Origin of the sequence: Rhizobium sp. BK313 (assembly GCF_014193655.1) — a bacterium.
Lineage (GTDB): Bacteria > Pseudomonadota > Alphaproteobacteria > Rhizobiales > Rhizobiaceae > Rhizobium.
Map to the genome: position 1 here is coordinate 136,906 of NZ_JACHZQ010000007.1, position 23,123 is coordinate 160,028.

Here is a 23,123-nt window from a genome sequence, read left to right on the forward strand (position 1 = left end):
ATATATTAGTGGGTACTTTATTACAACAATTCAAATGGGTGATGGTTATTACGCGCTAGGCGTGAAGATATTGATATAAGTGCAATCACTACTTACATATCGGGCTACGACTAAGGAGATATCGGACGAATGATCATCCATGCCGCGCGTCTTTCCATCGCCAATCTCTTTGCAGCCGAAACGCGCAAGGTTTTCTGGAAGGTCCTTGGGCTGACATTGCTGGCGCTGATCGCTCTCTGGTTTGTGCTGCGCAGCACCTTCATCGCCTTTGCATTGCCCTGGTTACAGAGCTTCATGCCACCCGCACCGGACTGGACGAGCTGGCTCACCTTTCTTCTCGCGGTTCTGGCGAGCCTTGGTCTCGCACTGGTATTGGCGCTGCTGATCTCGCCGGTAACAGCGCTGATCGCAGGTCTCTTTCTCGATGATGTCGCCGAGGTGGTGGAGAAACGGGATTATCCGGCCGATGCGCCGGGAAAGGCCTTGCCGTTCGCACGGGCTATGAAGAGTTCGCTGAAATTTCTCGGCGTCGTTGTCGTCGGCAACGTCATCGCGCTGCTTCTGCTGTTCATTCCCGGCGTCAATCTCATCGCCTTCTTCCTGGTCAACGGTTATCTGCTCGGCAGGGAATTCTTCGAATTCGCCGCCATGCGCTTTCGTCCGCCCGAAGAGGCACGGAGGTTTCGCACCAAATATGCCTTCACCGTCTTCCTTGCAGGGTTGGTGATCGCCGCCTTCCTCGCCGTTCCCATCGTCAACCTTTTGACGCCGCTGTTTGCGGCGGGGATGATGGTGCACCTGCACAAGCTGATATCCCATAAGGAAGCGGCTCTCGGCACCTAGGGTTTCATGGATCGTTCAGGCGGGCAGGGCCGAGGTTTCATACATCGCGGCATAGGCGGCGCTCGGCGGAATCGGCTTGATGATATCGATCAACACGCCATTCGGATCGACGGTGATGAAATGCCGCTGGCCGAAGTCTTCATCGCAGAGGGCTTTGAGAATCGGCAGGCCGGCGGCGCGGCAGGCGTCATGTATCGAATCAGGATCTTCGACTTCGAAATTGAGGATCAGGCCGGAGACCTTGCCGCGACGCGCGACGGGGATCGTCTCATGACTGCCGTCGAGAATAGCCAGCGTCACTTTCTCGTCCGCCATAGATTGCAGATGGACATACCAGTCGCTGGTGAAGAGGGCCGCGAAGCGAAAATGGGCGCAATAGAAGGCGGCGGTGCCGGCGACGTCATCGGTCATGATAACGGGATAGTAGCTCGTCGATTTCATCTTTTCCTCCACTCGATTTTTACGTACAATCTGCATGTTTTTAACATGCGTACAGTCTGTATGTAAAGGGAGAATATGAGCCGTAGCAATCGCGAACGAACCGAAGCCACCAAACGAGCCCTGATCGATGCCGCCCGCGTCCTCTTCGTCGAGCGGGGGTATGCTGAGACGGCAACGCCTGACATCGTCCAGATGGCCGGGGTCACGCGCGGCGCGCTCTATCACCATTTCGAAGACAAGAGGGCCCTGTTTCAGGCGGTGGTGGAGCAGGAGGCGGGCGCTGTTGCCGCGACGATTGAGGAAAGATCGCTCCAGTCGGGTTCGGCCTACGACCGGCTTCTTGCCGGCGCCTCTGCTTATTTTGAAGCCATGGCCGTCGCTGGCCGTACCCGACTTCTGCTGTTGGACGGCCCGGCCGTGCTGGGTGTGGAGAGCATCGGTTCGATCGATGGTGAGCATGCAGAGGCGAAGCTGCGGGAGGGTTTGGCGGAATTCCTGGCCGAAGCGGATGGACCGGATGCGTTGCTATACCCGCTGACAAATCTGCTGTCGGCGGCTTTCGATCGTGCGGCGCTGGCGATCGAGGCGGGCGGGAGCCGCCAGGATTACGAACGAGCGATTGCAACCTTAATTGGCGGCCTCCGCGCCGATCAGTTGCGGCGGTAGCGGGACCAGTGGCGCGGGTATATCGCAGGTCTTTTCCGGCGAGCGACAGAGGTCGGCGATGACGCAGCGCTCGCATTCAGGTTTGCGGGCCTTGCAGACATAGCGCCCGTGCAGGATCAGCCAGTGATGAGCGTGGTAGAGATATTGATCTGGGATCACCTTCATCAGCCGCTGTTCGACTTCGTCCGGCGTTTTGCCGGGGGCAAGCCGCAGGCGATTGGCGATGCGAAAAATATGGGTATCGACGGCAAGGGTTGCCTGGCCGAAGGCCATGGAGAGCACGACATTGGCGGTCTTGCGGCCAACGCCCGGTAGCGTCATCAGCTGCTCGCGCGTCTGCGGCACTTCGCCGTCGAAATCCCGGATCAGTTTCTCCGATAGCGCCACGACATTCTTCGCCTTGTTGCGATAAAGTCCGATCGTCTTGATGTAGTCGCGGATGCGGTCCTCGCCGAGGTCGAGCATCTTCTGCGGCGTATCGGCGACAGCGAAGAGCGCGCGGGTCGCCTTGTTGACACCGGCATCGGTTGCTTGCGCCGACAGAGCGACGGCAACCACAAGGGTGAAGGGATTGATGTGCTCCAGCTCCCCCTTCGGCTCGGGTCGCTGGATGGAGAAGCGGCGGAAGATTTCTTCCAGTTCCGCCTTGGAATAGGGGTTCTTGAAAGCCGGCTTGCGGCTTGCCGTCGCATTTGACTTTTTCACGTTTTGCGCGCTGGATTTGATCTTGGGGTTTGCCATGAACGACCTATACTCAAGTCCTATGACCGAACGCAACGCCGACAGCGACATCGATAGCAACAGGCCGATTTTCGCCGCCGAATTGTTTCCTCATCGCTCATTGGGGCGAAGGGGATTCAAGGTGATGTTGGCGCTGATGGGCGTGTTCTGCCTGGTCTATGGTGCTTTGTTCATCATTCGTGGTGCATGGCCGATCGGCATCTTCTTCGGTGCGGATTTCACTCTGCTCTACGGCGCCTTCTGGCTGAACTATCGCTCGGGCAGGGTGCGGGAGGAAGTGACGGTGTCGCGCACCGATGTTTCGATCCGTAAATTCTCGCCCTCGGGTCGCATGGTCGAGCACCGGTTCAATCCGTTCTGGACACGTTTCCTCGTCCGCCGGCACAGTGAAATCGGTGTCGTGTCGATGCATGTCCGCGACCGAAGCCACCACACCGATGTCGGCTCCTTTCTCAATCCGGAGGATAGGGAGAGCTTTGCCAAAGCCTTCAAGCGCGCTTTGGCAACTGTGACGCAACGGATATAAGCGTCCACGCAAGAAACGGGTGGTTTTGCCGTTCTCTTCGTGGTGTTCTCCTTTTCAAGGAGAAAGATTATGAATGCCACTGCACAGTTGAAGACAGACATCACGCCGGAAGGACCGGACTACGATACCGTCCGCCGGGTGATCGAACTCATCACCGAGGACTACCGCGATCAGCCGTCACTGGAGACGATCGCCGAACGGCTTGGACAATCGCCGACCCAGTTGCAGAAGACTTTTACGCGTTGGGCCGGATTGTCGCCCAAGGCCTTCCTGCAGGCCGTGACACTCGACCACGCCAAACGGCTGCTGCGCGAGGAAGACCTGCCTTTGCTGGAAACCTCGTTCGAAGTGGGGCTCTCCGGTCCAAGCCGGCTGCACGATCTCTTCGTCACGCATGAGGCCATGTCGCCCGGCGAATGGAAGGCGAAGGGCGGCGGGCTGGTCATCCGCTACGGGTTCCACATCTCGCCCTTCGGCCTGGCGCTGATCATGGTCACCGACCGCGGCCTTGCCGGCCTTGCCTTCAGCGATTCCGGTGACGAGAAGGCCTGCCTGGAGGACATGACCTGCCGCTGGCCGAACGCGCAATATGTCGAGGACCTGCAGGCGACCATGCCCTATGCGTCGCGGATCTTCGAGCCGTCGAAATGGTCGAGCGAGCAGCCGCTGCGCGTGGTGCTGATCGGCACGGATTTCCAGGTGCGGGTCTGGGAAAGCCTATTGAAGATTCCGATGGGCCGGGCTGTCACCTATTCCGACATTGCCAAGGATATCGGCCAGCCGACGGCGATGCGGGCGGTCGGTGCTGCGGTCGGCCGCAACCCCGTCTCCTTCGTCGTCCCCTGCCACCGCGCGCTCGGCAAGAACGGGGATCTCACTGGCTATCATTGGGGCCTGACACGCAAGCGGGCGATGCTGGGGTGGGAAGCCGGGAAGGCTTGAGAGGTTCTACCGTCGCTGCAGGGGGAGAAGCTAAGAGAGTTAGGCCGCCTTCGCCATTGCCATCTGCAGCAGCGCCGTCGCCGCGCTTTCGTCCGTGATCAACGTATTGCAGCCGATGCGCTTGATGGTGGCGCGGATCGCAAGGGCACGGTGGGCGCCGCCGGAAGAGAGTACGATGTGCTTGGCCTTCTTCAGCGTGTCTAGATCGACGGACATGACGCGCTTGTTGATGGGATGATCGATGGAATTGCCTTCGGCATCGAGGAAATTGAACATGGTGTCGCAGACGCAGCCGGCCTCGATCAACTGATCCAATTCCTGCTTCGAGATGAAGCCCTCCGACAGCGAGGTCGAGCGCGGGCCGATGTCGCCACAACTGACGATGGCGAGGTCGAGGCTTTCAGCCAGCCGGTAGATCGCCTCAAGGCCGCATTTTTCGATCAGATTGCGCTTGGTCTCTATGGAATCGACTAAGAGCGGCGCCAGGAACATATAGCATTCCGCGCCGAGCTGGCTCGCCAAGCGCCATGTATAGTCGATCGGATTAGTCTGCTGGACGGCGACGATGCCGCCGAGTAGCGAGACCACTTTGCAATTGTCGCGGCGCGGCGGGCGGAAGCTTGCGAGCGAGGCCGTCATTGTCCGGCCCCAGCCGACACCTATAGTATAGTTGTCGGGGATCGCTTCGGTCAGAAATTGGCCAAGCGCCAGACCGACGCTTTTTGCCTGGGCGTTGACGTCTGCGCTTGCCGGCGAGGGAACGACGATCGCCTCGTCCAGCCCATAGGCGCGCTCCAGCTTGATCGCCAGTTCGACGCAATCGTCAATGCCTTCATTGATCCAGATCTGCACTTCGCTGCGACGCATCGCCTCGTCCAGGAGGCGGATGACGGTGGTGCGGCTGATACCGAGCTGTTCGGCGACATCCTTCTGTGTCAGGCCCTGATTGTAATAGAGCCAAGCCGCGCGCAGCCTTAAAGACGCCGTCTCGGAATAGGCGGTGTGTGTCCCGCGTCTAAGTTTGGCCACAGGTCCTCCGGCAAGATTTTTGCACGCCCTTTTTGTTTTAATGATCGCAAACCACAAAGGTTGCGGCGATTGCGCATGACAGGGGCGGCGAGATCAGCTCTTCTACTGCCGATATTCTATGGCCTGAAACTTATGTCAATTGAAATGCACAAATGTCCTTGACTTTTCGTTGCGAGATTGATGATAGTCGCCGTGAGGAAGTCGGTCTTTGTCCAGTCGAGGAGGACAATGTGCGAGCGCTGCGCCGTGGACGTGTCTGGCCGAGCAGAGAGCCATATAGGGCGCTCGGTTTCGGTGAAAAGCCTGTCTTTGGCAATTGCTTCGTCGCGGCTTTGACCGTTCACCGGGAATGGAACTTTCGCGCTTTTTCTTCCGTTACCGAGGCATAGGAAAGGAACGGCGCAATCCGCTTGCAGTCTTCGTGTCATCCATCGAACCGGACGGAATTCGCCGGTCAATATCTCCCAATTCCATGGGCCCAATTCAACAAGGATACGTATCATGACATCCAAGCTTGACCAACTCCGCGCTATGACGACGGTCGTGGCCGACACCGGTGATATCGAGGCGGTTGCCCGCCTGAAGCCGGTCGACTGCACGACCAATCCGACCATCGTCCTCAAGGCGCTCGGCACGCCGATGTTCGCCGACGCGATCAAGGAAGCCGTGTCTTGGGGCAAGAAGCAGGGCGGCGCGCCGGATGCTGTCGCCGCTGCGGTTGCCGACCGTCTGGCAATCTCCGTCGGCGCCGCGCTCTCCGGCCTCGTTCCCGGCCGTGTTTCGACCGAAGTCGACGCCGACCTGTCTTTCAACACGGAAGCTTCGATCGCCAAGGCCCGCGCCATCATCGCCGCCTACAAGGAGCGCGGCATTGGCCATGACCGCATCCTCATCAAGCTCGCTTCCACGTGGGAAGGCATCCGCGCTGCCGAAGTGCTGCAGAAGGAAGGCATCGACTGCAACCTGACGCTGCTCTTCAGCAAGGCTCAGGCTGTTGCCTGCGCTGACGCCAAGGTTTTCCTTATCTCGCCCTTCGTCGGCCGCATCCTCGACTGGTACAAGAAGTCGACCGGCAAGGATTATGCTCCGGAAGAAGATCCGGGCGTTCTCTCCGTTCGCGAGATCTACAACTACTACAAGTCCAACGACATCAAGACGATCGTCATGGGCGCTTCCTTCCGTAGCGCCCCTGAAGTCGAAGCACTGGCTGGCTGCGATCGCCTGACGATCAGCCCGAACTTGCTCGACGAACTTGCCAAGGACGAAGGCAAGCTGGAGCGCAAGCTTTCGCCGGAAAACAAGACCTCGGTCGCCAAGATCGCCGTCGACGAAAAGACCTTCCGCTGGATGATGAACGAAGACGCGATGGCAACCGAAAAGCTCGCCGAGGGCATCCGCGCATTCGCGAAGGATCTCGGCACGCTTCGCGCCATGGTCAGCAAGGAACTGCAGCTCGCTGCCGCCTAAGCGGTTGATGAAAACCTTCTCGCTCGCGGGGAGAAGGACGCGCATGGATTAGATTGAGGGGCGTCACTTGTTGGGTGACGCCCCTTTTTTGTTAGAGCCATTCACGCCTGAGACCCCCGTCCCGTCACCGGTTGGTTTCGCGTAACAACGGCGTAAATTTCAGCCATGTTACCGTAACGTACTTACCTGTGGATGCTTCCCTCCGCTATCTGGTTCGGGTTCGCGACACCCGCGACCGGACAGCAGTTGTTACTGAAAGCTGGAGGGGGCATGAACAGCAGACTCATTTCCGCATCGGTGGCCTTTGCCGCTGCCTTGGTGTCTGTCGGGGCCGCAGGCGCTGATGCGGCCGATATGGTCATCGCGATGCCGAATTGGCCTTCCGGGCAAGCGACGGCGAATATCCTGAAGGTCGCGATTGCCAAGGAATATAAGCTCGATGCCGAGGTCCGAGAGCTCGGAACGCTTACCGCCTTCAACGGTCTCGAAAGCGGCGAGGTCGATATCCACCCCGAAGTATGGCGGCCGAACCTCGATAGCCTGATCGAGAAATACGTCGACGAAAAGCATGTCGTCGATATCGCCAAGCGCGGTGTGGAGGCATGGGAGGGGCTTTGCGCGACCCCGGACGCGGTTGCAGCAGGCATCAAGGACATCAAGGATCTGAACGACCCTGCAAAGGCCGCGCTTCTGGATACCGATGGCGACGGGCACGGAGAATTGTGGATCGGCGCCGCCACCTGGTCGTCGACCGGTATCGAACGCGTTCGCGCCAACAGCTACGGCTATGCGAAAACCTTGACCCTGGTCGAGGCCGAGGAGGACGTCGGCATGGCAGCGGTCGATGCGGCAGTCGCGACCGGCCGGCCGATGGTGTTTGCCTGCTACGCGCCACACCACGTCTTCGAGCTGCACAAGATCGTGCGGCTGACAGAACCACCCTATGACGCCTCCAAATGGAAGATGGTGCCGGCGACTGATCCGGACTGGATCAGCAAGTCGAGCGCTCCGGTTGCCTGGCCGGCCACGAGTTTTCATATCGCCTATGCCGCCGCTTTTGCAAAGAAGCACGCCGACATTGCGAGCTTTCTCGAGAAGGTCGAGTTCACGCCCGAGGAAATTACTCACATGACCTATGCCTTGCAGGTGGAGCGTCAGCCGCCTCTCGAATTCGCGAAGAAGTGGGTAGACAGCAATGCATCTCGCGTCGACGGATGGGCAAAGCCATGAGAACAGACCAGACAAAGAGGGCCGAGGCCATGGCTCGGGTGAAAGCAAGACCGGAGCGAAGATGGAGGCGCAATGCAGCCGCCATGGCCATGGCAGCAGTCGTAGGCCTCGGTCCTCTCGTCGCCCTTGCGGCGCAGACGCAGATATTCGACCCGCAAACCCGTACCTGGGTCGACTATGATGCGAGGAAGGCGCGGCAATATTATGCCCGCAACAAGCAGGTGCCGGATGCCTTTCGGCGGCAGGTTGTTCCCTTCCGGACGGCAGAGCAGCCGGGAACCATCATCATCGACGGCAATCAGCATTTTCTCTATCTGATACAGCCGGGCGGCCAGGCGATCCGATATGGCATCGGCGTCGGGCGCGAAGGCTTCGGTTGGGCGGGTATCGTCCGTATCGGGCGCACGGCGGAATGGCCGACCTGGACACCACCCCCGGAAATGGTTGCTCGCGATCCCAATGCCGCGAAATGGGCGAACGGCATGCCGGGCGGTCCCGACAATCCGCTCGGGGCAAGAGCTCTCTATCTGTACGAGGGTGACAACGACACCATCTATCGTATCCATGGCACGCCGGAATCCTGGTCGATTGGCCTCGACGTCTCCTCCGGATGCATCCGCATGAACAACGACGATATTATCGACCTGCACTCTCGCATAAAGATCGGCGCAAAGGTGATTGTGCTGATGCAAGGCGCAGCACTCTATAAGGGCGTATGACCGAAAAATGGGGGATGGAGAATGACGAAATCCAATGGCTGGTCCGCGGCACGATTGCTTTTCCCGCTCGTGCTTCTTGCTCCAGTGACGGCATGTGTATCCTCACCGCCACCCGACCAGATGGCTCGAACGAAACTGCAAACGGCTCCCGCCGATCTGCAGCTTTTATGCGCCGACGCCACGGCGAAATCCGCCAGCCTTGATCGGAGCAAGGTGCTTCCGATGAATTCGCAGCAATTGGATGCAGCCACCTACCGTGTCGAGTTGAATGCGACCGGCCGCAGATTTAATTGCATCATCGACAACACCGGTAAGGTCGCTTCGGTGCAGCCGGCGTGAGGCATCTTCGGGGCCGCTTGCACCGCTAAAGCGGTTCAGCTTTTCACGGAAAAGCAGCACCGCTCTGTCTTTTGTTTGCTCGCAATTCCGGACGGAAAACCGCTGCGCACTTTTCCTGGAATCGCTCTGATGCAAACGGCGTCAGGCAAGGAATTCCGCCCTGATCTTCTCAGACTCGCTGCCGATCGTCGGGGCCGCGAGATCGTTCTTGTGCCTGACACCGTTGACGCGGATCGGACTTGCCGTCGTGCGAACGGAAACGCCGTCGCCACGGGTTACCGTCTGCAACATGTCGAGCTGGTGGAAGGCGGCGGTTTTCAGCAGTTTCGGCCAGTCCAGCACCTCAGCCGCCCAGATATCGGCGGGCTCCAGAATGGCGAGCCATTCCTTCACCGTCTTCTCGTGCAGGCGGCTGGCGATCAGGCTCTTGATCTCGTCACGGCGGGAGAAGGCCTCCTCCGGCGTGTAGTCGGCAAGCGCCGGAAGCTCGAAAAGAGGCGCCAGTTTCGGCAGCGGCGTCATCGCCAGCGCCAGCCAGCCATCGGCGCAGTGATAGACACCATACGGCGCCGAGAGATAGGCATGGGCATTGCGAACGGAGGATTTCTTCGGCAGGCGACCGCCATCGTTCAGATGGGTGGTCAGCACCTCGAACTGGAAATCGATCATCGCCTCCAGCAGGCTGGTTTCGACATGGACACCTTGACCGGTGACGCCGCGTCGCACGAGGCCGGCGAGAATGCCCTGGACGATGAGGTTGCCGGCCAACATGTCGGCAACCGCCAGGCCGAACGGCACAGGGCCGTCGTCGGCTTCGCCGTTCAGCCACATGGCGCCGGAGCGGGCCTGGGCGAGCAGATCCTGCCCGGGAAAGTGCCGCCACTCATTGTCCGGGCCGTAGCCGGTGATGCTGCCATAGACGATGCGCGGATTGATCTTGGCGACCGAGGCGTAGTCGAGACCCAGGCGGTCGATGACTCCCGGGCGGAAATTCTGGATGATGACGTCAGCCTTTCCGATCAGCGTACGCAGATCCTGCAGGTCACCTTTGTCCTTCATATTGACGGCAAAGCTTTCCTTGCCGCGATTGATCGCGTGGAACAGCGTCGAGTCGCCGCCGATCTCGGTATCGCTAAGATAAAGCCGGCGGCAGAGATCGCCGCCATCGGGACGTTCGACCTTGATCACCCGCGCGCCGAGATCACCGAGCCGGAGCGCGGCCATCGGCCCGGCCAGGAACTGGCTCATATCGAGGACCGTGATGCCGGCGAGCAGGCCGTCGTTGTTTCCTTGAGTCATCTCAGCCCTTCAATTCCGGAGCGTTAGCGGGCCGGCCATTCTTGTAGCGTACCGTCTGGATATGCTCGCAATAAAGCACCAGCTCGCCTTCGCCCTTGAAAACTTCGTAGGAAGAGCGGATCAGGCCGAGATCCTTGTATTTCGGCTGTTTGTCGAGATTGGTGCGGATGGTGTAGATCGTATCGCCGATGAAGGTGGGCTTGACGAAGCGCAGCTTGTCGTAGCCGTAGGAGAAGGCGTTGATGCAATTGGTGGCAACGAGCCCAAGGCCGGCGGAGAAGACGAAGGCGCCGGCAACGAGACGCTTGCCGAACAGGCCTTCCGTCTCCGCAAAGATCTGGTCGCTGACATAGGGGTGCATGTCGAGCACTAGGGCGTTGAACTGTTGGGATTCGCCTTCGGAGATCGTCCGCCGCAGCGAACGGATCTTGTGGCCAATCTCGAAGTCTTCATAGAACCAGTTTTCCGAGTTCCAGACGGGGATATCGGCATGGTCCGCCGGCATGGTCTTCGGATGGGTGCTGGAAATGCCGACGGTGGCAGTCATGGCATGGGCTTTCGATGAAAATATCCGGAGCGCTCAGAGAGACCAGAGGCGCTTGGCGTTGAGCTGATAGAGGCTGTTGCGTTCGTCGGCGCTCGCCCCTTGCGTCAGCGCATGCGTGGCAGCGACCCAGGTGGAGAGACCACCGCCCAGCGTGCAGACCGGCCAGTCGCTGCCCCAGATAACGCGATCCCAGCCGAAGCTTGCAATCGAATGCTCGACGAAGGGGCGCAGCGTGTCGACGGTCCAGCTATCGGGATCGGCATAGGCGACGACGCCGGAAATCTTGACGACGACGTTCGGCCGCTTGGCGATTTCGGTCATCCCCGACGTCCAGACCTCGCTGAGGCCGTCCTTGACGGCGGGTACGCCGCAGTGGTCGAGAATGAATTGTACCTCGGGATTGAGATCGGCGATCGCGATCGCCTTGGCGATCTGATGCGGCAGCACGCAGAAATCGAATGTGAGGCGAGTGCCGGCAATCCGCGTCAGGTTTTCCCTGAAAAGCGGACGTTCGGAGAGGTCGTCCGGCACCACATGCAGAACACGGCGGAAGCCCTTGACGAAGGGATCGGCGAGCACGCGTTCGAGATAGGCAGGAAAGCCCGCGTCTTCCGGGCGGCAGGCGGCGATGGCGCCGCGGATCAGGCTGCCGGGCCTTTGACTCAAGTCCTTGACGCAGTCCGTTTCCCGCTCGATATCGCCCTCGGCGACGTCCACTTCCATATGGAGCGTGTCGGTGATCCCCAGGCGGTGTGCCTCGCGGGCATAGTCTTCATAGAGGCTGTCGCGGTTCAGCGCGCCGGCCCCTTCCAGCCAGGGATATCCAAGTTTCTCGCGATCGACGATGTGCAGGTGGCTATCGAAAAGCATGGCGATCCTCCCATCATGCTGATCAACATATACTCACAGAAGAATAGTTTATTCAAATAAAAATTATAGCTCGGCGTTATCCAATGTGCCAGCAACGGTCTCCGACACGTCTTTGGCCGCTTCACGCACATATTGGATTACCTGCTCGTAGGTCGGTGCATTGGGATTGACCGGCTGAATATAGGGGCAGGTGAGCGCGGCCAGTGCATAGCCGTCCAATGCTAGCACAGGTGCTGAAATGTTGCGCACACCATTGGTCTGCAGGCTATCCATCGTCTCGAAGCCTTTCTCCTTGATCAACTGAAGGCGCTCATCAAGATCGGCGGGCATCGGCACATCGTCATCCTGTTGGCGCTGCTGCTCGTTGATCATCATCTTGCGCTGTTTTTCGTCACGGAAAGCCAGCAGGACGTGACCGGAGCCAGTGTTAAACAGGTTGATCTGAGCACCGACACGGATCGAGATGCCCCAATAGGTCGGCGAATCCTGTTGGGCGATGACCACGACCGAGCCGCGGTCGAAAATCGCCAGATGGCAAGCTTGCTCGGCGCGGTTGGAGAATTCGCGCATCAGCGGCGTGGCGAAGGAAACGAGCCGGCGCACCGGCGCGTGATAGTGCGCCAGGCCGAAGAGCTTGAGGGTCAGATAGAAGCGATCGCCATCCTGCCGCTGCACATAACCTCGCCGGACTAGGCGATCGAGCATACGGTAGAACTCGTTCGGGCTTTTGCCGAGCGCCTTGGCGATTTCGGCCTGTGTCAAACCGCCGTCGATTCGCGCCAGCAGTTCCAGGATATCGAGGCCTTTGTCCAGCGCCGGTGCGCGGTATCGGTCGCTATCGTCTTCTATGGTTACACTCATGGGAGGCGCCTCACACCAAAGAAATATAATTCATCATTCATATATGAATGAATACGATTTGCAAGCGCCTGCGATCCCGGCTTGACGGTCAATGAATAAGATGTTTACATATAAATCATTGATCCATATTTGGGTCGTGAGAGGGCGATCGGGCGGGGTGTCCGGTCCTTTAGGGAGGAAATTCAATGAGGAATTTGAAGGCCGGCCTCGCAGCCGGCGTGCTGGCATTGCTCGCGAGCTCCGCGGTCTTTGCTGCCGACCTGCCCGGCAAGTTCCCGGGTGTGACGATCGACGCCAAGCTGATCGGCGGCCAACAATACGAGCCGCTCTATGCGCGTATTTCCGAGTGGGAGAAGGAGACCGGCGCCAAGGTCAATATCCTCTCCAAGAAGAACCACTTCGAGCTCGACAAGGAAATCAAGTCGGACATGGCGTCGGGCGATATTTCCTGGTGCGTCGGTTCGAACCACTCGTCCTTCGCGCCCCAGTATCCGGACCTCTATACCGACCTGAGCAAGCTGTTGCCGAAGGAGGAGATTGCCCAGTTCGTCGATTCGACCATCGAGGCATCCACCATCGACGGTCGACTGATCATGCTGCCGCGCGCTCAGTTCGACGTTTCGGCTCTCTACTATCAGAAGAGCCTCTATAGCGACGAGACCAAGAAGACGGCATTCAAGGCGAAGTACGGCTACGATCTGGCGCCGCCGAAGACCTGGAAGGAAGTGTCTGATCAGGCGACGTTCTTTGCCAATCCGCCGAACTTCTTCGGCACACAGTTCCCCGGCAAGGAAGAGGCGATCAATGGCCGCTTCTATGAAATGCTGGTCGCCGAGGGCGGCGAATATCTCGACAAAGACGGCAAGCCGGCCTTCAATTCCGACGCCGGCGTGCGTGCGCTCGACTGGTTCGTGAACATGTACAAGGCAAAGGCGGTTCCAGCCGGCACGACCAACTATCTTTGGGACGATCTCGGCGCCGGCTTTGCGTCGGGCACCGTCGCGCTCGATCTCGATTGGCCGGGCTGGGCGACCTACTTCAACGATCCGAAGTCCTCGAAGGTCGCCGGCAATGTCGGCGTCGTCGTTCAGCCTGTCGGTTCGTCCGGCAAGCACACCGGCTGGTCCGGCCATCACGGCTTCTCGGTGACGGAAGCGTGCAAGAACAAGGATGCTGCCGCCTCGCTGGTTTGGTTCCTGACCAACGACGACTCGCAGAAGCTGGAAGCGGCCAACGGCACGCTGCCGACCCGCAAGGCGGTCTGGGAATGGGACATCCAACAGGCTGCTTCCGATCCCTATAAGAAGGAAGTGCTGAGCACGTTCCAGGAATCGATGAAGTATGCCTTCCCGGTTCCGCGCACGCCGCAATGGATCGAGATTTCCAACGTCGTCTATCCTGAGCTTCAGGCCGCCATCCTCGGTGACAAGACCTCCAAGGAAGCGCTCGACACGGCCGCGCAGAAGGCAACCGACGTTCTGAAGGACGCCGGCGCTCTCTGATCGCAGCAATCAAAGTCCCGCATCCGGTAGAGGGTGCGGGACTTCTTTGAAAAATGCTTATGACCTGTGCCTTTAGGGGCCGGTCTGTCCGGCCGGACGTCACTCCGGCCCCTCGGCCCCATGCAATCGCATTCCACGCAGTCCGGGCCATGCTGCTGAGGAATGCCGACAGGTGCAAACCATGTTCAAGAAAATATCCCCACCGGTCCTGCTGCTTCTTCCGGCGATCATCGTGCTTGTGGCGGTGGTCCTGTTTCCGCTGCTTCTGTCCTTCTATTCCAGCTTCACGCCGTTTCGCCTGACCCGGCCGGCGACGCTCTTCACTTTCATCGGCTTGCGCAATTATTCCCGCATTCTGACCGATCCGGTCTTCCTGGCGGCTTTCGTGCGCACCGTCGTGCTGCTGACCATCGCGCTCAACCTGGAAATGCTGCTCGGCCTCTGCTTGGCGCTCCTGGTCAACAAGGCGACCCACGGCAAGCGCATCCTGCGTACCCTGATGATGTTCCCGATGATGTTTTCGCCCGTGCTCGTCGGTTTCCAGTTCAAATTCATGTTCAACGACAATGTCGGCATCATCAACAATGCCCTGCAATCGCTTGGTATCACCAACAATGCCATTCCGTGGCTGATCGACGGCAATCTGGCATTGTTTTCGATCATCGTCGCGGAAGTCTGGTCGTCCACTTCCGTCTTCGCCATCCTCATTCTGGCCGGCCTTTTCGCCATGCCGCAGGAGCCGGTAGAGGCTGCGAAAGTCGATGGCTGTACGAGCTGGCAGACCTTCCGATACGTCACCTGGCCGTTCCTGATGCCGTTCGCCTTCATCGCCATGACCATCCGTTCGCTCGACGTCGCTCGTGCCTATGACATCGTCAAGATCATGACCGATGGCGGTCCCGCGCGGCGCACGGAGTTGATCTGGACGCTGGTCGGACGCACGGCCTATGCCGACGCGCAAATGGGGCTCGCCAACGCCATGGCCTATGTCTCGATCATCCTGTCGATCGCCTTCACAGTCTATTTCTTCCGTAAGCTGGCGCTTGCCCGCACCCAGATCGGAGCGGAGTGGTAATCATGGATCGCAACGCCGAACAACGCCTGCGCCGCCGCATCGGAAACGTCGCCTATCTCATCGGCCTTTTCATCGCGATGCTCATCATCTGCCTGCCGGGCTTCTGGATCATCCTCAGCTCGCTGCGGCCCACGGTCGAGATCATGGCGAAACCGCCGGTCTGGATCCCGCATGAGCTTTCGCTCGAAGCCTATCGCGCCATGTTCAGCGGCGCGGGGCAGGGCGGCATCCCCGTCTGGGACTATTTCCGCAATTCACTGGTGATCTCCATCACCTCCACCGCCATCGCGTTGATCATCGGCATGTCCGGCGGCTATGCCTTCGCCCGCTTCCGCTTCACCGGTAAATCGGCGGTGTTTCTCGGCCTGATGCTGACGCGCTCCGTGCCGGGCGTCGCCCTGTCGCTGCCGCTGTTCATGGTCTATGCGCGGCTCGGCATCATCGACACACATTTTGGCTTGATCCTCACCTATGTCGCGTTGAACGTGCCCTTCACCATCTGGCTGATCGACGGCTTCTTCCGGCAGGTGCCGAAGGATCTCGCCGAAGCGGCTCAGATCGACGGCTGCACGCGCTGGCAGGCCTTCTGGCAAGTGGAGTTTCCGCTCGCCGGTCCCGGCATCGCGTCCGCCGGCATCTTCGCCTTTCTCACCTGCTGGAACGAATATGCGCTGGCCTCGCAGCTCACGCGCTCGGTCGATTCCAAGACGTTGCCGGTCGGCCTGCTCGACTATACGGCCGAATTCACCATTGATTGGCGCGGCATGTGCGCTCTCGCGGTGGTGATGATCGTTCCGGCGCTCGCTCTCACCTTCATCATTCAGAAGCATCTCGTGTCCGGTCTGACATTCGGTGCGGTCAAAGGTTGAACCCATGGCTCAGGTTTCGCTCAAAAAACTCGTCAAGCGCTACGGTGCGCTGGAAATCGTCCACGGGATCGATCTCGATATCAAGGACAAGGAATTCATCGCTTTGGTCGGGCCTTCCGGCTGCGGCAAGTCGACCACGCTGCGTATGATCGCGGGTCTCGAAGAGATCTCCGATGGAGCCATCGAGATCGGCGACACCGTCGTCAACGACCTGCCGCCGCGCGATCGCAACATCTCCATGGTGTTCCAGTCCTATGCGCTCTATCCGCATATGACCGTACGTGAGAACATGGGCTTCTCGCTGAAGATCGCCAAGCAACCGCAGGCGGAGATCGACCAACGCGTCAATGAAGCGGCTGCCATCCTCAGCCTGGAAGCGCTGATGGATCGCCGGCCGGCGCAGCTTTCCGGCGGCCAACGCCAGCGCGTCGCTATGGGCCGCGCCATCGTCCGCCAGCCGGAAGTCTTCCTCTTCGACGAACCGCTGTCGAACCTCGACGCCAAACTCCGCACGCAAATGCGCACCGAGATCAAGAAGCTGCATGCCAAGGTGCAGTCGACGGTGATCTATGTCACCCACGACCAGGTGGAAGCAATGACGCTTGCCGATCGTATCGTCATCATGCGCGATGGCTATATCGAGCAGGTCGGCACCCCTGACGAAGTGTTCAAGCGACCGGCCACACGCTTCGTCGCCGGCTTCATCGGCTCGCCGCCGATGAATATCGAGGAAGCTACCGTCTCGGCAGGCGCACTCGTATTCAAGAACGGCGACAAGCTGCCGCTGCCGGGGCAATTTTCAGGCCGCGTCAGGGATGGCGAAAAGGTTGCCTTCGGCCTGCGTCCGGACGATATTTTCCCAAGCGGCCATGGCCTGCATTCGGGCGCCGAAACAGCGGTGCATGAGGTGACGTTGCCCGTCGCCATCACCGAGCCGCTCGGTAACGAGACCCTTGTCTTCGTCGAATTCGCCGGCCGCGAATGGGTGTCGCGCATGCTCAATCCGCGCGGCCTGAAAAGCGGCGAACAATTGAAGATGAGCTTCGACCTCAGCCAAGCGCATCTCTTTTCCGCCGAGACCGGCAAGAGCCTGGCGATCTGAGCGAGGAGACAAGAACATGGCCCGTATCGAAAAAATTGAACTGCGCATGGTCGACCTGCCGCCGAAGGTGAAGCGGACGGATGCGATCCAGAGCTTCGTCAGCCAGGAGACGCCGATCGTCACCATTACCGATTCAGACGGCGCCGTCGGTACCGGCTACAGCTATACGATCGGTACGGGCGGTTCGTCCGTCATGCGGCTGCTGTCCGATCATCTCGTGCCGCTGCTGATCGGCGAGGATGCCGAGTGTATCGAGGCGATCTGGCACAAAATGGAATTTGCCACGCATGCGACGACGATCGGCGCCATCACTGCCCTGGCGCTTGCCGCTGTCGATACGGCGCTCTGGGACCTGCGCGCCAAGAAACAGAACCTGCCGCTCTGGAAACTTGCCGGCGGCGCCAAGGATCGTTGCCCGCTTTACACGACCGAAGGCGGCTGGCTGCATATAGAGAAGGAAGCCTTGGTCGAAGATGCCCTGCAAGCGAAGGCCAAGGGCTTTTCCGGCTCGAAGGTGAAGATCGGCAAGCCGCATGGTTCGGAGGATTATGACCGGCTCTCGGCCATGCGTCTGGCGCTCGGGGCGGGCTTCGAGATCATGACCGACTGTAATCAGGGCTTTTCGGTCGACGAGGTCATCCGCCGTGCTGCAAGGTTGAGGGAACTCGATCTCGCCTGGATAGAGGAGCCGCTCCCTGCCGACGATCTCGACGGTCATATCCGCCTGACGCGCTCGACACCGACGCCGATCGCGGTCGGCGAATCCATCTATTCGATCCGGCATTTCCGCGAATATATGCAGAAGGGCGCGTGCTCGATCGTCCAGGTCGACGTTGCCCGCATTGGCGGCATCACGCCCTGGTTGAAGGTGGCGCATGCGGCGGAAGCCTTCGATATTCCGGTCTGCCCGCACTTCCTGATGGAATTGCATGTCAGCCTCGTCTGCGCGGTTCCGAACGGGAAATATGTCGAATATATCCCGCAGCTCGACGATCTCACCACCAAGGGCATGGAGATCGTTGACGGCAAGGCTATTGCGCCCGCCGAACCCGGCATCGGCATCGCCTGGGACTGGGAAGCGGTGAAGGCGCGCTCGATCGGTGAATTCACGCGCGAGATTCACGCTTAAGGGAGGATGAGGGCCATGCAGCGGATGGGGATGGTGATCGGTCTCGAGCCGGCAAAGGTCGAGGAATACAAGCGCCTGCATGCGGCAGTCTGGCCCGAGATCCTGGCGCTGATCTCTGAATGCAACATCACCAACTATTCCATCTTCCTGAAAGAGTCGGAAAACCTGCTCTTCGGTTATTGGGAATATGTCGGCACCGATTTTGCCGCCGACATGGCCAAGATGGCCGCCAGCCGGAAGAACCAGGAATGGTGGTCCGTCTGCATGCCCTGCCAGAAGCCGCTCGATACCCGTAAAGAGGGTGAGTGGTGGGCGATGATGGAAGAGGTGTTTCATCTTGACTGATCAATTCGACCCCAAGTCTCTTCGTCAGTGGTGGCCTAAACCGGCCACGTCGCGTCCAATCGTTATCTTCGGCGCCGGCAGCATCGTCGGCGACGCGCATTTACCGGCTTACCGGAAGGCGAGCTTCCCGGTCGCCGGTCTCTATGATCCGAACGGGGAAAAGGCAAAGGCCTTGGCGGATCAATGGGGCATCCAGGCTTTTGCGTCCGAGGCCGAGGCGCTTGCCGTCAAAGGTGCGATTTTCGATCTGGCGACCCCACCTGCGGCGCATGCCACTATCCTCGCCAAACTGCCTCGTGGCTCTTTCGCGCTCATTCAGAAGCCGATGGGCAGCGATTTGGCCGGGGCAACGGAAATTCTCAGAGTCTGTCGCGAGCGCGATATCAAGGCGGCTGTCAATTTTCAGCTCCGCTTCGCGCCGATGATGCTGGCGCTCTATGACGCCGTCGAGAAGGGCTATCTCGGCGAAGTGGTCGATTTCGATGCGTGGCTGGCGCTTGCGACACCCTGGGGGCTCTGGCCTTTCCTGAAGGGCCTGCCGCGCATCGAGATTGCGATGCACTCGATCCACTATCTCGATTTCATTCGCGGCCTGCTCGGCAATCCCAAGGGCTTGCATGCCAAGACGATCGGCCATCCGAACCACGAAGTGGCGCAGACGCGCACCGCCGCGATCCTCGACTATGGCGACAAGATCCGCTGCGTGCTTTCGGTCAACCACGACCATGATTTCGGTCGCAAGTTCCAGGCTTGCGAATTCCGCATCTCCGGCACCAAGGGCGCGGCCTATATCAAGCTCGGTGTCAATCTCGACTATCCGCGCGGCGAGCCGGACGAGTTGTGGATTCGTCCCGCCGGTGGCAGCGAGTGGGTCGAGGTGAAGCTCGAAGGCGCCTGGTTCCCGGATGCTTTCGTAAACCGCATGGCCAATCTGCAGCGCTTCGCCTCGGGTGAGGACGAGACGTTGGTCGGCTCCGTCGAAGATGCTTGGCAGACCATGGCACTGGTCGAGGCCGCCTATCAGTCGAGCGCGCAGCCGGCAACACCGATTGCCGAACTTCCAAAGGTGTGAGCCATGGCCGAACAGACGATTCACTTCGAAGACTATGAGCTTGGCCACGTCCGGACGACGACCGGACGGACGATCACCGAGACCGATTTCGTCGTCCATGCCGGCCATACCGGCGATTTCTTTCCGCATCATATGGATGCGGAATTCGCCAAGACCTTGCCTGGCGGTCAGCGCATCGCCCACGGCACGATGATTTTTTCAATCGGCGTTGGGCTGACGGCCTCACTCATCAACCCCGTCGCTTTCTCCTATGGCTACGACCGGCTGCGGTTCATCCGACCCGTGCACATCGGTGACACGATCCGCACGCGGGTGACGATATCGGCAAAAGAGGACGATCCGAAACGCCCGGCGTCCGGCCGCGTTGTCGAGCGTTGCGAAGTGCTGAACCAGCGCGACGAAGTCGTGCTCGCTGCCGACCACATCCTGATCGTCGAGCGCAAAGCGGCAAACTGAGAGAGAATGATGGTGAAGCTAAAGGGAATGACCTGGTCGCATCCGCGCGGCTACGATCCGATGGTGGCATGTTCGAAACTCTGGTTGGAAAAGACCGGCGTCGAGATCACCTGGGAGAAGCGCTCGTTGCAGGACTTCGAATCCTTTCCCGTCGAAGAGCTTGCCGCGGCGTACGACCTCATCGTCATCGATCATCCGCATGTCGGCCAGATCACCCGCGAGGACTGCCTGCTGCCGCTTGATGATGCTGCGCATGGGGATGAGCTTGCCGCGGTCGCTGCCGGCACGGTCGGCCGGTCCTATCCGAGCTATAACTGGCGGGGACAGCAATGGGCTTTCCCGATCGACGCGGCAACACAGGTTCAGGCCTACCGACCAGATCGATTGAGCGGGCCGACAAGCGATCTTGCCGAGATCATACCGCTGGTGGCCAAGGGAAAGGCGATCCTGCCGATGCGGCCGCCGCATTCGCTGATGACCTTCTTCACCCTAGCGGCCCATCTCGGCACACCCTGCAGCGTCGAGGGACCGGAGTTCATTGCCAAGGCGGATGGCGAAATCGTGCTCGACTGGATGGCGCGGATCGTCGATGCCATGGATGCCAGGTGCTACGAAATGGACCCGATCGCCGTCCTCGATCTGATGGGTGAGCCGGATTGCCCCTATGACGTCGCTCCCTTCATTTATGGGTATGTCAGCTATTCCTTTGCCGGATTCAGACCAGCGCGTATTGCCTTTGCCGACATGCCCGTGATCGATGGTCGCGCTCCCAACGGCTCGGCGCTCGGCGGCACAGGCATTGCCGTTTCGGCTAAGACGCAGGCGCCGGAGGAGGCCAAGGCCTTTGCGCGCTGGATCGCCGGCGGCCCGGTGCAAGCGGGCGCCTATGCCAGAGGCAACGGCCAGCCCGGCCATTCCGACGCCTGGGTCAACGATGCCGTCAACGTGGCGGCGCTCGATTTCTACCGGAATACGCGCGCCACATTGGAGGGGGCATATGTCCGGCCGCGTCACGACGGCTACATGGCTTTCCAGAGTGAGGCATCGGACATTATTACCCATGGACTGCGCACCGCCGAGCGGCATACAGTCCTGCTCGACAAGCTCAACCGGCTCTTCGCGCAATCGTTCGAAGGTTAGAGCACGACGGCTCCCGCAGAGGCGTCGCCTAGCTCTAGCTGTTTGTTTTCGCATGATCTTCCAATCGGCGGATTATCCGTTTGAAGATCATGCCATGGAGGAAAGGATCAGGATTATGGGTCACGGATTGGAAGGCAAGAAGGTCGTCATCACGGCGGCAGGACAGGGCATCGGCCGGGCGACAGCGGAGCGCTTCATTTCGCTCGGTGCGCATGTGTTCGCCACCGACATCAACGAGCAGACGCTCTCGACGCTGGAAGGTGCCAGCAAGCATGTGTTGAACGTGCTCGACAGCGCCGCGGTCAAGGCTTACGCGGACGAACTCGGCCCGATCGACGTGCTCTTCAATTGCGCCGGCTTCGTGCATGCCGGCACCATCCTCGACTGCGAAGAGAAGGATTGGGATTTCTCCTTCAACCTCAATGCCAAGGCGATGTATACGACCTGCCGCACCTTCCTGCCGGGCATGCTGGAGAAGGGCAAAGGCTCGATCGTCAACATGTCGTCCGTCGCCTCAAGCGTAAAGGGCGTGCCGAACCGCTTCGCCTATTGCGCCTCCAAGGCCGCCGTCATCGGCCTCACCAAGTCGATCGCGGCCGATTTCGTATCCAAGGGTATCCGCATCAATGCCATTTGCCCGGGCACGGTCGACAGCCCGTCGCTGCATGAGCGCCTGCGCGCTACCGGCGACTATGAGAAAGCCATGGCCGATTTCATCGCCCGTCAGCCGATGGGCCGCATCGCCGATGCCAACGAGATCGCAGCTCTTGTAACCTATCTGGCCGGTGACGAGGCGGGCTTCACCACCGGCCAGATCCACGTCGTCGACGGCGGCTGGACGGCCTGAATTCTCGTTCTCTCCAAGAATAGAGGCCTCGCATTGCGGGGCCTCTTTTTGTTTGCCACTTCCCTCAGAGAATCTATATCTGAGCGATGGTTAGCGATTGGGAGAGCGGTATGGATACGAACGGACAGCAGCATCGTTCCAGGGCCGCTGTGCTGCTACGCAAGCATCAGGTTATTCTTGTCAGCGTCGCGGTTGGCATCGCGGTCTTCATGCTTCTGACTTCGGGTACCTTCGACGCAAGCAATGCGCTTACTAGCTGGAACGCTACCGCCATCGTCTACATAGGGTACAGCCTGTACCGGATGCTGACGTCCGACGCGCATCGTATCCGAAAGCGTTCCGCCGATCTTGATTTTTCGGATGCATTTCTGCTGTTCCTCTCGATCGCGGCCGCACTTGCCAGCATCGGCGGCATCGCTTTGGAACTGCTCGGCGTCAAGGAGGCGCCGCCGGAGGTGGCGCTTTTCCGCGCGGCGACGGCGATCGTGACGATTTTGATTTCCTGGGTGTTCCTGCACATACTCTTCACCACCCACTATGCGCACCGTTTCTACGGCGATCTGGAAAAGGGGCAGGGGTTGAAATTCGCCGAACCGGTGGAGGAGCCCATCTATTGGGATTTCCTCTATTTTTCCTTCACTATCGGCGTCGCCGCCCAGACCGCCGATATCGGCGTCTCCTCCGTCAGCATGCGCAAGCTGGTGCTGTTGCACGCCATCCTGTCGTTCCTGTTCAATACGACGATCCTGGCGCTTGCGATCAATGTCGGGGCGAGCCTGGTGTAGCCCGCCCCTCGAAAGCTTCGTTGAAGTATCGTCTGTTTAAAGCACGGCGTTACCGGCCATCACCGCCATGATCAGGAACACCAGGAAGACGATCAGGAAGATCGCAAAGAGCACGCGGGCGATCGTCGCCGTTGCGGCTGAGACGCCGGAAAAGCCGAAAAAGCCGGCTATCAGGGAAATCACGAAGAATATTAAAGCCCACTTCAGCATTAGAAAATCTCCTCTGCGTTGCGCTTAACGAAGACGCAGGAAAGGGGAAATTGTTCCGATGCCGTTTCGAT

The 23,123-nt window shown here is 59.7% G+C and carries 27 protein-coding genes; 19 read left to right on the forward strand and 8 right to left on the reverse strand.

The window, feature by feature from the left end; translation table 11 throughout:
* The first annotated feature begins 129 nt into the window (after positions 1 to 129).
* The gene (locus FHT86_RS29040; protein WP_133710373.1) at positions 130 to 843 is read left to right on the forward strand and encodes a sulfate transporter family protein; all 714 of its coding nucleotides are present in this window, start codon (positions 130 to 132) and stop codon (positions 841 to 843) included.
* Positions 844 to 858: 15 nt separating this feature from the next.
* On the opposite strand, the gene FHT86_RS29045 is transcribed toward FHT86_RS29040, so the two are convergent.
* Complete coding sequence (locus FHT86_RS29045; RefSeq protein WP_133710374.1) at positions 859 to 1,284, reverse strand: VOC family protein; 426 nt, start codon at positions 1,282 to 1,284, stop codon at positions 859 to 861.
* 75 nt (positions 1,285 to 1,359) lie between these two features.
* Between FHT86_RS29045 and FHT86_RS29050 the strand changes: the two genes are divergently transcribed.
* Entirely contained in the window at positions 1,360 to 1,950 is a 591-nt protein-coding gene (locus FHT86_RS29050) for a TetR/AcrR family transcriptional regulator (protein WP_133710375.1), read from the forward strand.
* On the opposite strand, the gene nth is transcribed toward FHT86_RS29050, so the two are convergent.
* Positions 1,912 to 2,691 carry an endonuclease III gene (gene nth, locus FHT86_RS29055; RefSeq protein WP_183868959.1) on the reverse strand — a complete coding sequence of 260 codons (780 nt, stop codon included), beginning with the start codon at positions 2,689 to 2,691 and terminating at the stop codon, positions 1,912 to 1,914. The genes FHT86_RS29050 and nth overlap by 39 nt on opposite strands.
* Before the next feature lie 22 nt (positions 2,692 to 2,713).
* Between nth and FHT86_RS29060 the strand changes: the two genes are divergently transcribed.
* Together FHT86_RS29060 and FHT86_RS29065 are read left to right on the forward strand one after the other, a co-directional pair.
* Positions 2,714 to 3,217: a DUF2244 domain-containing protein gene (locus tag FHT86_RS29060; protein WP_133710376.1), complete on the forward strand. Its 504-nt coding sequence runs from the start codon at positions 2,714 to 2,716 to the stop codon at positions 3,215 to 3,217.
* A gap of 69 nt (positions 3,218 to 3,286) precedes the next feature.
* On the forward strand, positions 3,287 to 4,159 hold the full coding sequence (locus FHT86_RS29065; protein ID WP_133710377.1) for a methylated-DNA--[protein]-cysteine S-methyltransferase: 873 nt from the start codon (positions 3,287 to 3,289) through the stop codon (positions 4,157 to 4,159).
* Positions 4,160 to 4,198: 39 nt separating this feature from the next.
* On the opposite strand, the gene FHT86_RS29070 is transcribed toward FHT86_RS29065, so the two are convergent.
* Complete coding sequence (locus tag FHT86_RS29070) at positions 4,199 to 5,188, reverse strand: sugar-binding transcriptional regulator (protein ID WP_133710378.1); 990 nt, start codon at positions 5,186 to 5,188, stop codon at positions 4,199 to 4,201.
* Between the two features lie 501 nt (positions 5,189 to 5,689).
* Here FHT86_RS29070 and tal point away from each other — a divergent pair.
* The 4 genes from tal to FHT86_RS29090 all read left to right on the forward strand — a co-directional run bounded on the left by tal (position 5,690) and on the right by FHT86_RS29090 (position 8,943).
* Complete coding sequence (gene tal / locus FHT86_RS29075) at positions 5,690 to 6,655, forward strand: transaldolase (RefSeq protein WP_133710379.1); 966 nt, start codon at positions 5,690 to 5,692, stop codon at positions 6,653 to 6,655.
* Positions 6,656 to 6,925: 270 nt separating this feature from the next.
* Entirely contained in the window at positions 6,926 to 7,885 is a 960-nt protein-coding gene (locus FHT86_RS29080; RefSeq protein ID WP_133710380.1) for a glycine betaine ABC transporter substrate-binding protein, read from the forward strand.
* Positions 7,886 to 7,968: 83 nt separating this feature from the next.
* On the forward strand, positions 7,969 to 8,604 hold the full coding sequence (locus tag FHT86_RS29085) for a L,D-transpeptidase (RefSeq protein ID WP_246779724.1): 636 nt from the start codon (positions 7,969 to 7,971) through the stop codon (positions 8,602 to 8,604).
* A 21-nt stretch (positions 8,605 to 8,625) separates the two neighbouring features.
* Entirely contained in the window at positions 8,626 to 8,943 is a 318-nt protein-coding gene (locus FHT86_RS29090; protein ID WP_133710382.1) for a hypothetical protein, read from the forward strand.
* Between the two features lie 141 nt (positions 8,944 to 9,084).
* Here FHT86_RS29090 and FHT86_RS29095 read toward each other — a convergent pair whose 3' ends face one another.
* The 4 genes from FHT86_RS29095 to FHT86_RS29110 all read right to left on the reverse strand — a co-directional run bounded on the left by FHT86_RS29095 (position 9,085) and on the right by FHT86_RS29110 (position 12,520).
* The gene (locus FHT86_RS29095; protein WP_133710384.1) at positions 9,085 to 10,242 is read right to left on the reverse strand and encodes a CaiB/BaiF CoA-transferase family protein; all 1,158 of its coding nucleotides are present in this window, start codon (positions 10,240 to 10,242) and stop codon (positions 9,085 to 9,087) included.
* Position 10,243: 1 nt separating this feature from the next.
* On the reverse strand, positions 10,244 to 10,789 hold the full coding sequence (locus tag FHT86_RS29100) for a MaoC family dehydratase (protein WP_133710385.1): 546 nt from the start codon (positions 10,787 to 10,789) through the stop codon (positions 10,244 to 10,246).
* A gap of 33 nt (positions 10,790 to 10,822) precedes the next feature.
* A complete protein-coding gene (locus tag FHT86_RS29105; RefSeq protein WP_133710386.1) occupies positions 10,823 to 11,659 on the reverse strand; it encodes an amidohydrolase in 837 nt (278 codons plus the stop codon).
* 63 nt (positions 11,660 to 11,722) lie between these two features.
* Positions 11,723 to 12,520: an IclR family transcriptional regulator gene (locus FHT86_RS29110; protein WP_133710387.1), complete on the reverse strand. Its 798-nt coding sequence runs from the start codon at positions 12,518 to 12,520 to the stop codon at positions 11,723 to 11,725.
* 185 nt (positions 12,521 to 12,705) lie between these two features.
* Between FHT86_RS29110 and FHT86_RS29115 the strand changes: the two genes are divergently transcribed.
* The 11 genes from FHT86_RS29115 to FHT86_RS29165 all read left to right on the forward strand — a co-directional run bounded on the left by FHT86_RS29115 (position 12,706) and on the right by FHT86_RS29165 (position 22,842).
* Entirely contained in the window at positions 12,706 to 14,022 is a 1,317-nt protein-coding gene (locus FHT86_RS29115; protein WP_133710388.1) for a sugar ABC transporter substrate-binding protein, read from the forward strand.
* Between the two features lie 181 nt (positions 14,023 to 14,203).
* Positions 14,204 to 15,097 (forward strand): carbohydrate ABC transporter permease, encoded by an 894-nt coding sequence (locus FHT86_RS29120; protein ID WP_133710389.1) that lies wholly within the window; start codon positions 14,204 to 14,206, stop codon positions 15,095 to 15,097.
* Positions 15,098 to 15,099: 2 nt separating this feature from the next.
* Positions 15,100 to 15,966, forward strand: a complete 867-nt coding sequence (locus FHT86_RS29125; protein WP_133710390.1) for a carbohydrate ABC transporter permease — start codon at positions 15,100 to 15,102, stop codon at positions 15,964 to 15,966.
* 4 nt (positions 15,967 to 15,970) lie between these two features.
* The gene (locus tag FHT86_RS29130; protein ID WP_133710391.1) at positions 15,971 to 17,068 is read left to right on the forward strand and encodes an ABC transporter ATP-binding protein; all 1,098 of its coding nucleotides are present in this window, start codon (positions 15,971 to 15,973) and stop codon (positions 17,066 to 17,068) included.
* A gap of 16 nt (positions 17,069 to 17,084) precedes the next feature.
* On the forward strand, positions 17,085 to 18,197 hold the full coding sequence (locus FHT86_RS29135) for a mandelate racemase/muconate lactonizing enzyme family protein (protein ID WP_133710392.1): 1,113 nt from the start codon (positions 17,085 to 17,087) through the stop codon (positions 18,195 to 18,197).
* A 15-nt stretch (positions 18,198 to 18,212) separates the two neighbouring features.
* Complete coding sequence (locus FHT86_RS29140) at positions 18,213 to 18,542, forward strand: L-rhamnose mutarotase (protein ID WP_133710393.1); 330 nt, start codon at positions 18,213 to 18,215, stop codon at positions 18,540 to 18,542.
* Positions 18,535 to 19,614: a Gfo/Idh/MocA family protein gene (locus FHT86_RS29145; protein ID WP_133710394.1), complete on the forward strand. Its 1,080-nt coding sequence runs from the start codon at positions 18,535 to 18,537 to the stop codon at positions 19,612 to 19,614. Before FHT86_RS29140 ends, FHT86_RS29145 begins: the two co-directional genes overlap by 8 nt.
* A gap of 3 nt (positions 19,615 to 19,617) precedes the next feature.
* Positions 19,618 to 20,070 (forward strand): MaoC/PaaZ C-terminal domain-containing protein, encoded by a 453-nt coding sequence (locus tag FHT86_RS29150; RefSeq protein ID WP_133710395.1) that lies wholly within the window; start codon positions 19,618 to 19,620, stop codon positions 20,068 to 20,070.
* A 6-nt stretch (positions 20,071 to 20,076) separates the two neighbouring features.
* A complete protein-coding gene (locus tag FHT86_RS29155) occupies positions 20,077 to 21,210 on the forward strand; it encodes an extracellular solute-binding protein (RefSeq protein WP_133710396.1) in 1,134 nt (377 codons plus the stop codon).
* A gap of 115 nt (positions 21,211 to 21,325) precedes the next feature.
* Positions 21,326 to 22,057 carry an SDR family oxidoreductase gene (locus FHT86_RS29160; protein ID WP_133710397.1) on the forward strand — a complete coding sequence of 244 codons (732 nt, stop codon included), beginning with the start codon at positions 21,326 to 21,328 and terminating at the stop codon, positions 22,055 to 22,057.
* Positions 22,058 to 22,167: 110 nt separating this feature from the next.
* Entirely contained in the window at positions 22,168 to 22,842 is a 675-nt protein-coding gene (locus tag FHT86_RS29165) for a DUF1345 domain-containing protein (RefSeq protein ID WP_133710398.1), read from the forward strand.
* Between the two features lie 36 nt (positions 22,843 to 22,878).
* Here FHT86_RS29165 and FHT86_RS29170 read toward each other — a convergent pair whose 3' ends face one another.
* Positions 22,879 to 23,052, reverse strand: coding sequence for a DUF1328 domain-containing protein (locus FHT86_RS29170; RefSeq protein WP_133710399.1), 174 nt, complete (start codon positions 23,050 to 23,052; stop codon positions 22,879 to 22,881).
* Positions 23,053 to 23,123: the final 71 nt, after the last annotated feature.

Coding starts and splice junctions, on each gene's coding strand:
- FHT86_RS29040 (WP_133710373.1), top strand. CDS start 130: ATGATCATCCATGCCGCGCGTCTTTCCATCGCCAATCTCTTTGCAGCC.
- FHT86_RS29045 (WP_133710374.1), bottom strand. CDS start 1,284: ATGAAATCGACGAGCTACTATCCCGTTATCATGACCGATGACGTCGCC.
- FHT86_RS29050 (WP_133710375.1), top strand. CDS start 1,360: ATGAGCCGTAGCAATCGCGAACGAACCGAAGCCACCAAACGAGCCCTG.
- nth (WP_183868959.1), bottom strand. CDS start 2,691: ATGGCAAACCCCAAGATCAAATCCAGCGCGCAAAACGTGAAAAAGTCA.
- FHT86_RS29060 (WP_133710376.1), top strand. CDS start 2,714: ATGACCGAACGCAACGCCGACAGCGACATCGATAGCAACAGGCCGATT.
- FHT86_RS29065 (WP_133710377.1), top strand. CDS start 3,287: ATGAATGCCACTGCACAGTTGAAGACAGACATCACGCCGGAAGGACCG.
- tal (WP_133710379.1), top strand. CDS start 5,690: ATGACATCCAAGCTTGACCAACTCCGCGCTATGACGACGGTCGTGGCC.
- FHT86_RS29080 (WP_133710380.1), top strand. CDS start 6,926: ATGAACAGCAGACTCATTTCCGCATCGGTGGCCTTTGCCGCTGCCTTG.
- FHT86_RS29085 (WP_246779724.1), top strand. CDS start 7,969: ATGGCCATGGCAGCAGTCGTAGGCCTCGGTCCTCTCGTCGCCCTTGCG.
- FHT86_RS29090 (WP_133710382.1), top strand. CDS start 8,626: ATGACGAAATCCAATGGCTGGTCCGCGGCACGATTGCTTTTCCCGCTC.
- FHT86_RS29095 (WP_133710384.1), bottom strand. CDS start 10,242: ATGACTCAAGGAAACAACGACGGCCTGCTCGCCGGCATCACGGTCCTC.
- FHT86_RS29100 (WP_133710385.1), bottom strand. CDS start 10,789: ATGACTGCCACCGTCGGCATTTCCAGCACCCATCCGAAGACCATGCCG.
- FHT86_RS29105 (WP_133710386.1), bottom strand. CDS start 11,659: ATGCTTTTCGATAGCCACCTGCACATCGTCGATCGCGAGAAACTTGGA.
- FHT86_RS29110 (WP_133710387.1), bottom strand. CDS start 12,520: ATGAGTGTAACCATAGAAGACGATAGCGACCGATACCGCGCACCGGCG.
- FHT86_RS29115 (WP_133710388.1), top strand. CDS start 12,706: ATGAGGAATTTGAAGGCCGGCCTCGCAGCCGGCGTGCTGGCATTGCTC.
- FHT86_RS29120 (WP_133710389.1), top strand. CDS start 14,204: ATGTTCAAGAAAATATCCCCACCGGTCCTGCTGCTTCTTCCGGCGATC.
- FHT86_RS29125 (WP_133710390.1), top strand. CDS start 15,100: ATGGATCGCAACGCCGAACAACGCCTGCGCCGCCGCATCGGAAACGTC.
- FHT86_RS29130 (WP_133710391.1), top strand. CDS start 15,971: ATGGCTCAGGTTTCGCTCAAAAAACTCGTCAAGCGCTACGGTGCGCTG.
- FHT86_RS29135 (WP_133710392.1), top strand. CDS start 17,085: ATGGCCCGTATCGAAAAAATTGAACTGCGCATGGTCGACCTGCCGCCG.
- FHT86_RS29140 (WP_133710393.1), top strand. CDS start 18,213: ATGCAGCGGATGGGGATGGTGATCGGTCTCGAGCCGGCAAAGGTCGAG.
- FHT86_RS29150 (WP_133710395.1), top strand. CDS start 19,618: ATGGCCGAACAGACGATTCACTTCGAAGACTATGAGCTTGGCCACGTC.
- FHT86_RS29155 (WP_133710396.1), top strand. CDS start 20,077: ATGATGGTGAAGCTAAAGGGAATGACCTGGTCGCATCCGCGCGGCTAC.
- FHT86_RS29160 (WP_133710397.1), top strand. CDS start 21,326: ATGGGTCACGGATTGGAAGGCAAGAAGGTCGTCATCACGGCGGCAGGA.
- FHT86_RS29165 (WP_133710398.1), top strand. CDS start 22,168: ATGGATACGAACGGACAGCAGCATCGTTCCAGGGCCGCTGTGCTGCTA.
- FHT86_RS29170 (WP_133710399.1), bottom strand. CDS start 23,052: ATGCTGAAGTGGGCTTTAATATTCTTCGTGATTTCCCTGATAGCCGGC.